Raw genomic sequence first — 11,690 nt, 5'->3', positions numbered from 1 at the left:
GCCCTCTCAGATGCAAAGTCTGACATCCCAGTTTGCGTTGGGAAAGCGATAATTTTCCAATTTGGTACGCAAACCGAAGTAATTGTGCCAAAATGCTGAAACCAGCGCTTAAAAGCGCGGTCGCCGAATACCCAAGCCCTAAAACGACAAAACCCGCCGTGGTGAACGACGGGTCTGATCAATGGTCTGGTAGCTCGTTTACTTCTTGGCAGAGCCGCCGCGGGGCGACGCCTTGCGGCCTTGGCTGTGCGCGCCGGTCGTCTTGGCATCATAGCCTTGGCCGTGATTTGTGCCACCGAGATGACCACCGCCGCTGGTATTTGCAATCTGTCGCTCAGCCTTCTTGAGAAGCAGCGCCGCATCGGTCTTTTTCATGATTGTCTTTCGGTATGTTTAGAATGAAAAAAGGCCGGGCAAAATTGCACCGACCTTCCTCATCGTCGCTTCATTCACCGGTGCCAGTACATCCGTGGTCAAAGGTAGGAAGCGAAAGCGGCAGTTGCGAACATCGAATAGCCCGACGCTCATCAGCAATGCCGATGCGCAAACCATGTCATGAGAATGTGTTCCTAACAAGTTGAAGGCACAGTCTTTGCCGACACAGCCAAATGAGAGCGTTTCGTCTGTGTTTCGTACAACGCACAGCATCGGCCAAGTCTCAGCCAACAACGGCATTGACGCTAGAGACCCGGCGGACCATTTATCCCTGATGCCAAAACAAAAGACGAATGAGGCGCCGGAACTGTTCAAACAGTGGCCCCTGCCTCCCAAGGCAACGCTCGGCTCGGCGGTCCGCGCCAAGGGCATCCTGCTGGAGATCCGCGCGCGCCTGCCTATGGCGTCGCGCAAGTTGCTGGATCTCGATGGAGGCAGCCTTGTGCTTGCGATGCCCGAGACGTCGAAGACCGAATTCCGTTTTGTGTCGGGCGTTGTAAGTCAAGCGCTCGTCGGCATCGAAGGCCTCGCCGTGATACCGCGCGAAATCCAGGATATCCTGACGATTTCCGCGACCGAAAGACTTCGCTGGCTCACCGATGGCCGCTTGCCCAGCGCCGGAACTCGCACCGTGCGGCTGGCGGGACGCGCAAAGAAGATCACCTTCCATGTCTTCGATCCACGCCTCGTCGAAGAACTCCTCGACGGTGGCACCGTCGACGAGTGGCGGGAGGACGACAAGGCGATGGCGGCGGAAAACAGACGGCGGGCCGCGCTCAAGACGAAGCTGACCCGCTCGCTGAAGACCGCCGCCAAACGCCAATCGACGGCTGGAAAAACGGCTGATGACAACGAGGGCGCGGGCCTGTCGGGCTGGGAAGAATTCGGGCGCGACGGGTTGCTCGGATAGTCCCACAGCCTTCGATCTCGCCGCGCACGGACGGCCGCTACGAGGTCCTCACAAATTCGTGTCCTGGAAAGACGGGTACACGGCTCCATTTACGCACGCTTGCACCACATCCGTCATGCATTGGGCCGGTATTGATCATCGCATTTCTGAAATTCGTTCACATCACCACGATTGCCATCTGGGCAGCCGGGTTGATCAGCTTGCCGGGCCTCTACGTGCAACGTGCCCATGTGAAGGATAAGGATGCGCTTTACCGTCTTCAGATGATCGTACGCTACGCCTATGTGGCTATCATTTCGCCCGCGGCTTTCGTGGCGGTGGCGAGCGGCACGGCTCTGATTTTTGGACAGCAGACGTTTGCCGGGTGGTTTTCGATCAAGCTGCTGTTCGTTGGCCTGCTCGCCATCTTGCATGTCCTGACCGGCCTGATCATCATCCGGCTTTTCAAGGAGGGAGAGACGTATCCCGTCTGGCGCTTTGTTGCGGCAACCATCGTCACCACCGCGGTCGTTGGAGCAATCGTTTTCGTCGCACTCGCCAAACCGTTTATCGGACTGGAATTGCCCGGCGAATTCATGCGCCCGGGCGGCCTGCGCACGCTGGCCGAACGCATCAGTCCTTGGCCGATACCATGAGGCCGACACCATGATCGAAAATCAGCTTGCCGCCATGCCATCCAGCCATGCCCGTCATGATGCAGGTGAGCAGAGACACAAGAATTCCATGCGGCAACACGTCGCCGGCGTCAGTGACCCGCAGACCCCAGTTGAGACCGGCGCAGGCGATGAGCGTCACCGCGGCGATCGCATGTGCCCAGCTGGCGACGCGGCCGCGAATGCCCGGCACCGACAAAAGCTCGATCGTGCCGACAGCACCGGCTGCGAGACCGAAGAAAAAGACGCCACCGGAACTCCAGAGACCGGCCCGCAGCCAGAACGGATCGGCGGACCACCAGAACAGCGCATCGACCGCAAGCGTTATGAAGGCAAGGGCGATCGGGAAGTGCACGCTCATCGCATGCAGCGGGTGCCCGGCGACGGCAATTGCCGAGCTGGCATCCTTGTCCCTGACATCGGCCACGACCGGGTTCGTCGTTTCGGTATCGTCTTTCATTACGTCCCTCCGTTCGCAGGGCAAATCCATCAGGTCCGCACTTGGTTCCGCGTCCTCGCGCTGGCCTCTGTTTCTGCAGCGCTCAGCGGTTGCACCGGCGACCTCTCCGCGCTCGACCCCGCCGGACCATCCGCGGGTTCGATTGCCCAGCTGTGGTGGGTGATGCTGTGGGGGTCTGTCGTCCTCTTTACCCTCGTCGTCGGGCTCTTTGCCGCCACCCTGTTTCGCCCGCGCTTTGGACGCAGCCTCTCCCAGAGCGGCTGGATTATATGGGGCGGCCTCGTTCTTCCGCTGCCCGTCCTCACCGCACTGACCTTCTATGCGTTTTCTCAAGGCGAATTTCTGCTGAACGGCGGCAGCGCGAAGACAGAGGACGTGCTGGAGGTCAGGGCTGTCGGCAGCATGTGGCAATGGCAGTTCTCCTACCCGTCCCTGCCGGGCAGCCGGACCGCATCAGGCCTCCTGCATATCCCAGCGGGCCGAACCATCGAAATCATCGCCGAAAGCGAGGACGTCATTCACAGTTTCTGGGTTCCCCGCCTTGGCGGCAAGATTGATGCCGTTCCCGGCCATGCCAACCGGCTGCGCATCCGCGCCGACCAACCCGGACGATATGGCGGCGTCTGCTCGGAATATTGCGGCACCGGACACGCCGGCATGCGCTTCGAGGTACAGGCGCACACGGCTGACGACTTCGAAAAGGCAATCATCGGGGAAGTCGCCCGATGACCGAACCCACGTCACCCGGGCACGACCCGATTGCGCTGCATCGCGCGCTGGACCGCTTATGGGCTGGAAAGCCCGGCTGGGGTCGTCTCGCTGCCGTCAACCACAATGTGGTTGGCGTCCGTTTCATGCTGACCGCTCTCGTGTTCTTTGCGATCGGCGGCATCCTGGCAATGTTGATCCGCACCCAGCTTGCCTCCGCCAACAGCGTGTTCATGGACGCCGAGACCTACGGTCAGGTGTTCACGATGCATGGCACCATCATGATGTTCCTGTTCGCGATCCCCTTCTTCGAGGGCATGGCGATCTACCTCTTGCCGAAACTGCTCGGCACCCGCGACCTCGCCTTTCCCCGTCTCGGGGCCTACGGCTACTGGTGCTACCTGTTCGGCGGCATGATCCTGATCGGCGCGCTGATCGGCGGCGTTGCGCCCTCCGGCGGCTGGTTCATGTACACGCCGCTGTCGTCTTCGGTCTATTCTCCCGGCATCAACTCCGACGTCTGGCTGCTCGGCATCACTTTCGTGGAGATCTCTGCCCTCTCCGCTGCGGTCGAGATCATCGTGACGATCGTGAAGATCCGTGCGGCCGGCATGTCGCTTGACCGGATGCCGATCTTCGCCTGGTACATGCTCGTGGTCGCAACCATGATGCTGGTCGGGTTTCCGCCGCTCATCCTCGGCTCGATCCTGCTCGAGGTGGAGCGCGCCTTCGACCTGCCGTTCTTCGACCCCACGCGCGGCGGCGATCCGCTTTTGTGGCAGCACCTTTTCTGGCTGTTCGGTCACCCGGAGGTCTACATCATATTTCTGCCAGCAGCAGGCGCGATCTCGACCATTCTGCCCGTACTCTCAGGCACGCCGCTTGCGGGTTACCGGGTGATTGTCGCGGCCATCGTCTCGATGGCCTTTCTGTCCTTCGGCCTCTGGGTGCATCACATGTATACGGTCGGCATACCGCATGTGGCGCTCTCCTTCTTCTCGGCGGCGAGTGCGCTGGTCGCCGTGCCGACGGCGGTCCAGATCTTCGCCTGGCTCGCCACCATGGCGCATGGACGCCCGCGCTTTTCCATTCCGATGCTGCATATTTTCGGGTTCTTCTTCGTCTTTGTCATCGGGGGCCTGACGGGGGTTATGCTGGCCATGGTGCCGTTCGACTGGCAGGCCCACGATACCCATTTCGTCGTTGCCCACCTGCATTACGTTCTCGTCGGCGGCTTTATCTTCCCGATGCTGGCCATGGCCTATTACTGGCTTCCGCATCTGACCGGAAAACAACCCGTTCAACACCTGTCGAATGCGGCGTTCTGGATGATCTTCATCGGGTTCAACGTCACCTTCTTCTTCATGCACCTGACCGGTCTTCTCGGCATGCCGCGGCGTGTCTTTGAATATCCAACCGAGTTCGGATGGGAGACCCTGAATTTCATCTCGTCGATGGGAAGCTTCATCATGGCGATGGGGTTTGCGCTGGTGGCGCTCGACTTCATCCTTCTGTTCAAGTTCGGTCGGCCGTTCAGACGAAACCCGTGGAAGGCCGGCACGCTGGAATGGGCGATGCCGACACCCCCTCCGTCCTACAACTTCGCGTCCATTCCAAGAATCGACAAACGCGCAGACCTGCTCGATCCCGATACGCTCGGCCCCTACCTGGCCGCTGGACGCGGTTATCTCGGCATGCCGCGCAATGATCGCATGGAAGTGCTGGGCGTGGATCCGGTAACGGGAGAGCCGGACCAGGTGGTGATGCTTCCGCGCCAGACATACCTGCCGCTCTGGACCGCGATCGCGACTGGCGCATTCTTCCTGATGATGCTGTTCAAGCTCTATTGGGCGATACCGTTCGCGCTGATCGCTGTCATCGTATGTTTCTGGCTCTGGACACGCCGCGATCCTCTCCCAGTGGAAAATGATCTCGTTCCGATCGGCCACGGCCTGAGCGTGCCGGTTCACCTCCATGCGAGCACGCCGCCATCCTATCTGGCGATGGTTCTCACGCTTGTCGCCGATGCGACGCTCTACATATCCCTGTTGTTCGGCTGCCTTTTCCTGTGGGTTTCCGCCCCCAACTGGCCGCCGGCCGGCTTTGTCGTCGACGTGAAGCTGTTGGCGCTCGCCGTCGGCGGAATGATCATGAGCTGTGTTGGAGGTCGTCTCGCCGCACGTCGCAACGGGGCAGTGACGGTGGGCAGCGCGCTGGCGCTGCTCGGACACCTGATCTCGACCGGGCTGTTCCTCGCCATCGCGTTGCTGGTCCTCCCCGCGCCGTCAGGCCATGCCGCGATCGCCTCCGTGTTCGTGATCTTCATCTATGCAGCCCTGCACGGGACCATCGGCGCGGTGTTTGCGGCCCACGCTCTCTGGACGAGCATCGGAAACAGGAAGGCTATTCTCTCCCTTGATCTCCGGATTGGCAGGCTCTGGCATGACTATACGGCAGCAGCAGGCATCAGTGCCGCGGCATTCTATCTGGCGCTGCAAAGCCTGATCGGCGAGGGAGGCCTCTAGATGCGCCACCCGCTTCTGCTTGCTATCTCGGCGTTCGTGGTCTGGAGTGGTGCATTCCTGACGATCTACGCGGTTCAGGCGACCGGCTGCAGCCTGGACTGGCAGAGTGGCAACCTTGGAGCCTGGACATCGCCGCTCCGGCTGCTGTTGATAACGATGATGGTCGCCAGCGTTGCGGCGGTTGTCGTCATCCTGCTGCGCCAGTTGCGACCGCGCCTGAAGGCACCGGTTTCCGAGACCTCCAGCTTCATCAACGGCGTTGCGATCTACGTATCGATCGCCGCCCTGTTCTCGACCGCCTTCTGCTTCACCGGCGTCGTCTGGCTGACACTGTGTTCAGCCTGACGCGATCCGGTCATCTGGCATTCAGATCGATGCCACGGTGGAAACAGTCTCGCCCATCTGGGCGGCGAGGAAATGCCTTGCGCGGCTGATCCGGCTCTTCACCGTACCGACGGCGACATTGCATTTATCGGCTGCAACGTCATAGGACTGGCCGTCCTCAATCACCAGCTTGTAGGCATCCCGGTACGTCTCCGGCATCGCCATCAATGCCCGGTCGAACTCGCTCTTGCGGATGGCCCACTCCTGGGGCGAAGACGCTGCAGGCATGAGGTGCTCGAGATTTTCGGTTCCGATGCTCATGCGCTTTGCCCGCTGAAAGGCGGTATGATGGGTGTTGCGCATGATCGTGAACAACCATGATTTGAGGTTGGTCCCGGTGGCGAACGAAGGCAGCGCCGCAAGGCCCCGGAGCAAGGTTTCCTGGACAAGGTCGTCAGCATCGGTCGCGTTTCGATGGAAGCGCATCGCAAAGCGCCTCAGCGCTGGAATAAGTGCTACGACTTCGTGGTGCAATCTGAGATCGGCATCCATTCTCGTCTCCTCCTACTAGAGGTAACTCAAGTCGCAGTTGCGCTCATCGTTCCGTTCGATGACGCCCAATCCGGGAAGGGTACGTTAACGTACGTAGGTAGGTGACCGGATGCCGGTCTATGGCGCCCGAGACTGGCGCACCGGAACCAACGAGAGAACCGCCAGTTCCTACTCCATTCGAGCAACACCTGGAGCAACCATGTCCGAACTTACGCTGCACGACCTGTCGAAGAAGATGGCAAAGCTGGACTTTGCCATGCTGACCACCACGACATCATCAGGCAATCTCACTTCGCGGCCGATGAGCAACAACGGCGACGTCGAGTACGACGGCGACAGCTATTTCTTCGCCTACGAGCAGTCGAGAAAGATTGCGGAAATCCGCGCCGACAGCGCAGTCGGCCTTACCTATACGGGCGCAGTCGGCATGCTGGGTGGTTCGCCGCTCTTTGTCGGCGTTGAAGGCTCGGCAACGCTCATCACCGACAAAGCGACATTCAAGGATCACTGGACCAAGGACCTCAACCGGTATTTCCCGGAAGGGATCGACACTCCCGGTGTCGTGATGATCCGCGTGACGGCTAAGACGATCCGCTATTGGGACGGCAGCGACGAAGGCAAGATCTCGCTGTAAGCTGATCTGTCCTTACGTGGGATGGCATTACGACTTGGGCCCGGTGTTTCCACCGGGCCCAAGTGCGTTTCGGGATAATGTTATCGGGCGACCCGTTACGCTGCACGCTTCGGCAGCCGCCAGTTGGGCCGCGGGAAGTGGCAGGTATAGCCATTGGGGATTCGCACCAGATAATCCTGATGCTCAGGCTCTGCCTCCCAGAATTCTGCCTCAGGCACGACTTCCGTCACGACCTTGCCCGGCCAGATACCGGACGCATCCACATCGGCGATCGTGTCAGCGGCAACATTCTTCTGTTCGTCACTGGTGAAGAAGATCGCGGAGCGATAGCTCGAGCCGACGTCGTTACCCTGCCGATTGCGGGTGCTTGGATCGTGGATCTGGAAGAAGAACTCCAGCAGGTCGCGGTAGGTCGTCTTGGTCGGATCGAAATTGATCTCGATCGCCTCCGCGTGGCCCTCGTGATTGCGATAGGTCGCGTTTGCAACACTTCCGCCCGTATAGCCCACGCGTGTGGATTGGACACCGGGAAGCTTGCGGATCAGATCCTGCATTCCCCAAAAGCAGCCGCCTGCTAAAACTGCGCGTTCGGTTGTCATGATGTATCTCCTGTTCGTCCGTCTCGCCAATATATGGTGTCGCCTTCCGCATTTAACCAGACGGCTCGAACGACCGATCGCAACACTTGTCGGTAAACGAGCAGAGCAGTGGAACTGTGCAACCCGCCGTCAGTTCGGGAACCTTGCAGGAGAAAACGCAATGTCTGATATCGACGACATCCACGGTGACAAATTCTCGGATACCTCGATTAGCGAGACAAGGGTTGGGCAATCGGTCGAAAGCCAGGCCCAGATCAGAGACGCTTCGGTGACGACCACGCCCGGCGAAACGCTCAACATCTACAGGCTCGAACCGACCGCCCGTAGCGACGATCCGCGGTGGCAGAATGCTCCCATGCAGGGCGCAGTCACGGTTGCGGCAAGGACTGCCGGCGATGCAAGGATTGTCGCGACCAGCCAGGAAGTTGACTTCCAGGAAGTTGACGCAGCGCCTGCCGAAGGCGTCAGCACCGACTTCGCCAGCGCGTTCCGGGACGAAATGCTCTACACCGTCATTGAAATTGCGCGTGGCCGAACCGATCTCTCTCGCGGCGTCATCGACGCCGGTGGTGTGATCGAGACGATCAAGCCGCTTCAGGACTAAAGACCAAAAACCTTTGCCGGGAGATTGCAATCATGGGCCTTTTTGACGGATTTCTGGGCCATGGATCGACAGTCGACCCGGCGGACCTGAACAAGCGCCTCGATGGCGTGCTGATCGATGGAGAACAGCCGCAACTTGCCTTCAAGCTCATCCGCGATTTCTTCGTCTTCACCCAGTATCGCATCATTATGGTCGACATCCAGGGTATGACGGGAAGTAAGGTCGACTACATGTCTATTCCCTACCGGTCGATCACCCGGTTTTCGGTCGAGACTGCGGGAACGTTCGATCTGGATTCGGAGCTGAAAATCTGGGTATCGGGTAGCGACAGCCCGATTGCGAAAACGCTGAAAAAGGGCACCGATGTGCGCGGCATACAGCGCGCGCTCGCGACCGGCATCTTCCGTTAAAATCAAGGTATCAAAACGACAATGCGGTTGAATGCACGGTACGTGCCCGGTGCTTCGCCGCATCCTCTTCATGCTTACAAGACAATGGCCTGCGGCAGATGCCGCAGGCCATTCGATTTGATTAGCCGTTCGGGCGTATCACGACCTTGACGCAGCCGTCCTGCTTGTCGCGGAACGTCTTGTAGGCCTCCGGACCTTCCTCAAGTCCGATGCGGTGCGTGATCAGGAATGACGGATCGATCTTGCCATCCTGGATCAGCTTCATCAGCGGCTCGAGATAACGCTGAACGTGGGTCTGACCGGTCTTGAGGGTCAGGCCCTTGCCCATGAAGGCGCCCAGCGACGTCGGAACGGCCGGACCGACAAACACGCCGGGAAGAGAGACCGTACCACCGGGCCGGCAGGCGAGGATTGCCTGGTTGAGCGCGTAAGGACGCTCGGTTGCCGACAGCTTGGTCTGAAGCGTTTCCATCACGCCACCGGCGCCATGGCTCTCAAGACCCACCGCCTCGATGACCGCATCCGGCCCAAGACCGTTCGTCATGTCGAGAATGCGCTGCTGCAGATCCTCATCCGCATAGTCAAGCGTCTCGGCACCGGACTGTTGCGCAAGCGCTAAGCGCTCCGGCACGGTGTCGATCGCAATCACGCGCTCTGCACCGAGCAAGAACGCCGACTTGATCGCAAACAGGCCGACCGGACCACATCCGAACACGGCAACCGTCTGGCCCTGCTTGATGTCGCAGTTTTCGGCCGCCATGTAGCCTGTCGGGAAGATGTCGGAGAGGAACAGGACCTGTTCATCGGTCAATCCATCCGGCACCACGATCGGCCCGACATCCGCGTAGGGAATGCGCAGGTACTGGGCCTGGCCGCCCGGGATCTGGCCGTACATTTCCGAGAAGCCGAACAGGCCGGCCGTCGGATAGCCGATCTGCTTGGCCTGCATCGCGCCGTTGGGGTTGGATCGTTCGCAAAGCGAGAACTGACCCCATTTGCACTGACGGCACTCGCCGCAGGAAATCGTGAACGGCACGACCACGCGGTCGCCGACCTTGAGCTTCGAGTTTCCGCGGCCGACTTCGACCACCTCACCCATCGTTTCATGGCCCATCACGTCGCCTGCGTGCATGCCGGGAACGAAACCACCATAAAGGTGAAGATCCGAGCCGCAGATGGCGCAGCTCGTGACCTTGATGATCGCATCGCGGTCATGCTGAATGATTGGATCGTCTACTTCTTCGCAGCGGATATCACCGCTGCCGTGCCATGTAAGAGCTTTCACGTTCTAACCTCCGGTCGTGTTGCATTCGCGTTGGTGTTCATGCGCATGTTCATGTTCAAGGTTGCCCGCTGCCACCGGCAGCACCGTAGATCTGTCCCGTCGAGAAGCTTGCGCCGTTGTCGGCAAGCTGGACGTAGATCGACGCAAGCTCGGCAGGCTGACCTGGTCGGCCGAGCGGCGTATCGCCACCGAACTCGACCAGCTTTTCCATCGTCGCACCGCCCGACACCTGCAGCGGCGTCCAGACCGGGCCCGGCGCAACGCCGTTGACGCGGATGCCTTTCGGGCCGAGCTGCTTGGCCATCGACTTCGTGAAGCTCATGCCGGCCGCCTTGGTGATGGCATAGTCGACCAGGTTCTCGGACGGATCGTAGGCCTGTTCGGACGTCGTCTGGATGATCGACGATCCCGGCTGCAGATGCTTGAGCGCCGCCTTGGTCAGCCAGAACATCGCGTAGATGTTCGTCTTCATCGTCGCGTCGAAGGCTTCGGTGGTGATATCCGACAGCGACTGGGCCTGCTGCTGACGGCCCGCATTGTTGACCAAAATGTCGAGACCACCCAGAGCCTTTGCGGCATCTTCGACGAGCTTCACGCAGAATGCCTCGTCGCGCAGATCGCCGGGAAGCGCGATGCCCTTGCGACCTTCCTTTTCGATCAGGGCGATGACTTCTTTGGCATCCGGCTCTTCATCGGGCAGATAGTTGATCGCGACATCGGCACCCTCGCGGGCATAGGCAATGGCAGCCGCACGGCCCATCCCGGAATCGCCGCCGGTGATCAGAGCTTTGCGTCCAGCCAGCCTGCCCGAGCCCTTATAAGAGGTCTCGCCGTGATCCGGCTTCGGCGTCATCTTGCCGGCCAAGCCTGGGAATGGCTGGGTCTGCTCCTGAAACGGAGGCTGCGGGTACTTGGTCGTCGGGTCTTCCATACTGGATGCCTTTACAGTCGTATCTTGAGAAAATGCCGGCAACGCCGAAGCGGCGAGCGCCGCTGTGGTGGACGCAAGCATGTGTCGGCGGGAAAGAATGAACGATGGGAATGTCGGCACGATAATGTTCCTGGATTATAACCCAAGAACTAAGGTGGACGGGGAGTGTTCCCACATTCGCCTGTCTATCTTCACGGGAGGCTTCGTTCAGCCACCAGACCAGGCGTAATCCATGCAAAGAATGCACCGGCCGCAGCTCTGCCGCCGGTGCAATATGTCAGTGGTTCAACTTATACGGCTGAGAAGCTGTCCGGCGATCAGCGGAACGGCAGCCGTCCCCACTGGTCCAAGCCGCAACCGTTGTGCAAGCCGACCAAGAACGAAGGTTGCCGTGGCGGTTCCGATCAACTTCACCCACGAATTTTCTGGGGTCTGGGAGGACGGCGATGCACGCCGGGTCTGGCCCTCGCCTTCAATCTCGGCAATCCGGTTGCGCAGATAGACGACTTCCCGACGCAGCCGTTCCATTTCGGCCTCGCTGCCGGACATGGCCCCGGCCGATGCGCCGCGATCGCCATAGGCGACGTCGTCCAACTCGTCGAGATGTTCATTAAGAAGAGCGGTGCTTTCGAACCCGCGTGCTTTGATATTGGTCATGGT

General features: G+C 60.1%; 15 protein-coding genes. 8 read left to right on the top strand and 7 right to left on the bottom strand.

The window, feature by feature from the left end; translation table 11 throughout:
• Positions 1 to 198: 198 nt before the first annotated feature.
• Positions 199 to 375: a hypothetical protein gene (locus ACQY1J_RS08290; RefSeq protein ID WP_165699875.1), complete on the bottom strand. Its 177-nt coding sequence runs from the start codon at positions 373 to 375 to the stop codon at positions 199 to 201.
• A 334-nt stretch (positions 376 to 709) separates the two neighbouring features.
• Between ACQY1J_RS08290 and ACQY1J_RS08285 the strand changes: the two genes are divergently transcribed.
• Positions 710 to 1,345, top strand: a complete 636-nt coding sequence (locus ACQY1J_RS08285; RefSeq protein WP_062582496.1) for a hypothetical protein — start codon at positions 710 to 712, stop codon at positions 1,343 to 1,345.
• 131 nt (positions 1,346 to 1,476) lie between these two features.
• On the top strand, positions 1,477 to 1,980 hold the full coding sequence (locus ACQY1J_RS08280; RefSeq protein ID WP_180215467.1) for a CopD family protein: 504 nt from the start codon (positions 1,477 to 1,479) through the stop codon (positions 1,978 to 1,980).
• Here ACQY1J_RS08280 and ACQY1J_RS08275 read toward each other — a convergent pair.
• Entirely contained in the window at positions 1,958 to 2,458 is a 501-nt protein-coding gene (locus tag ACQY1J_RS08275; RefSeq protein ID WP_174196264.1) for a DUF2231 domain-containing protein, read from the bottom strand. The two genes, ACQY1J_RS08280 and ACQY1J_RS08275, sit on opposite strands and share 23 nt — an antisense overlap.
• On the opposite strand from ACQY1J_RS08275, the gene coxB reads away from it, so the two are divergent.
• From coxB to ACQY1J_RS08260, 3 genes are read left to right on the top strand one after another with little or no spacing between them, the layout of a single operon-like run.
• Positions 2,447 to 3,187: a cytochrome c oxidase subunit II gene (gene coxB / locus ACQY1J_RS08270; protein WP_430251890.1), complete on the top strand. Its 741-nt coding sequence runs from the start codon at positions 2,447 to 2,449 to the stop codon at positions 3,185 to 3,187. The two genes, ACQY1J_RS08275 and coxB, sit on opposite strands and share 12 nt — an antisense overlap.
• Complete coding sequence (gene ctaD / locus ACQY1J_RS08265; RefSeq protein ID WP_430251154.1) at positions 3,184 to 5,691, top strand: cytochrome c oxidase subunit I; 2,508 nt, start codon at positions 3,184 to 3,186, stop codon at positions 5,689 to 5,691. Before coxB ends, ctaD begins: the two co-directional genes overlap by 4 nt.
• Positions 5,692 to 6,036, top strand: coding sequence for a hypothetical protein (locus ACQY1J_RS08260; RefSeq protein ID WP_062460593.1), 345 nt, complete (start codon positions 5,692 to 5,694; stop codon positions 6,034 to 6,036).
• 21 nt (positions 6,037 to 6,057) lie between these two features.
• Here the strand turns inward: ACQY1J_RS08260 and ACQY1J_RS08255 are convergent, their stop codons facing one another.
• Positions 6,058 to 6,567: a sigma-70 family RNA polymerase sigma factor gene (locus ACQY1J_RS08255; protein WP_062460596.1), complete on the bottom strand. Its 510-nt coding sequence runs from the start codon at positions 6,565 to 6,567 to the stop codon at positions 6,058 to 6,060.
• 199 nt (positions 6,568 to 6,766) lie between these two features.
• Here ACQY1J_RS08255 and ACQY1J_RS08250 point away from each other — a divergent pair, with 199 nt between their 5' ends.
• Positions 6,767 to 7,201: a pyridoxamine 5'-phosphate oxidase family protein gene (locus ACQY1J_RS08250; protein WP_430251153.1), complete on the top strand. Its 435-nt coding sequence runs from the start codon at positions 6,767 to 6,769 to the stop codon at positions 7,199 to 7,201.
• 95 nt (positions 7,202 to 7,296) lie between these two features.
• On the opposite strand, the gene msrA is transcribed toward ACQY1J_RS08250, so the two are convergent.
• A complete protein-coding gene (gene msrA / locus ACQY1J_RS08245) occupies positions 7,297 to 7,800 on the bottom strand; it encodes a peptide-methionine (S)-S-oxide reductase MsrA (protein ID WP_062460601.1) in 504 nt (167 codons plus the stop codon).
• A gap of 160 nt (positions 7,801 to 7,960) precedes the next feature.
• On the opposite strand from msrA, the gene ACQY1J_RS08240 reads away from it, so the two are divergent.
• Together ACQY1J_RS08240 and ACQY1J_RS08235 are read left to right on the top strand one after the other, a co-directional pair.
• Positions 7,961 to 8,404: a hypothetical protein gene (locus tag ACQY1J_RS08240; RefSeq protein ID WP_430251152.1), complete on the top strand. Its 444-nt coding sequence runs from the start codon at positions 7,961 to 7,963 to the stop codon at positions 8,402 to 8,404.
• A gap of 32 nt (positions 8,405 to 8,436) precedes the next feature.
• Complete coding sequence (locus ACQY1J_RS08235; protein WP_062460606.1) at positions 8,437 to 8,814, top strand: PH domain-containing protein; 378 nt, start codon at positions 8,437 to 8,439, stop codon at positions 8,812 to 8,814.
• Between the two features lie 121 nt (positions 8,815 to 8,935).
• Here the strand turns inward: ACQY1J_RS08235 and ACQY1J_RS08230 are convergent, their stop codons facing one another.
• The 3 genes from ACQY1J_RS08230 to ACQY1J_RS08220 all read right to left on the bottom strand — a co-directional run bounded on the left by ACQY1J_RS08230 (position 8,936) and on the right by ACQY1J_RS08220 (position 11,687).
• Positions 8,936 to 10,099: a zinc-dependent alcohol dehydrogenase gene (locus ACQY1J_RS08230; RefSeq protein WP_062460610.1), complete on the bottom strand. Its 1,164-nt coding sequence runs from the start codon at positions 10,097 to 10,099 to the stop codon at positions 8,936 to 8,938.
• A gap of 55 nt (positions 10,100 to 10,154) precedes the next feature.
• Positions 10,155 to 11,111, bottom strand: coding sequence for an SDR family oxidoreductase (locus tag ACQY1J_RS08225; protein ID WP_113109924.1), 957 nt, complete (start codon positions 11,109 to 11,111; stop codon positions 10,155 to 10,157).
• 204 nt (positions 11,112 to 11,315) lie between these two features.
• The gene (locus ACQY1J_RS08220) at positions 11,316 to 11,687 is read right to left on the bottom strand and encodes a hypothetical protein (protein WP_430251151.1); all 372 of its coding nucleotides are present in this window, start codon (positions 11,685 to 11,687) and stop codon (positions 11,316 to 11,318) included.
• Positions 11,688 to 11,690 lie beyond the last annotated feature (3 nt).

Source organism: Neorhizobium sp. DAR64860/K0K1 (assembly GCF_050500205.1).
Lineage (GTDB): Bacteria > Pseudomonadota > Alphaproteobacteria > Rhizobiales > Rhizobiaceae > Neorhizobium > Neorhizobium soli.
This window is presented reverse-complemented; position numbering and strand designations above follow the sequence as displayed.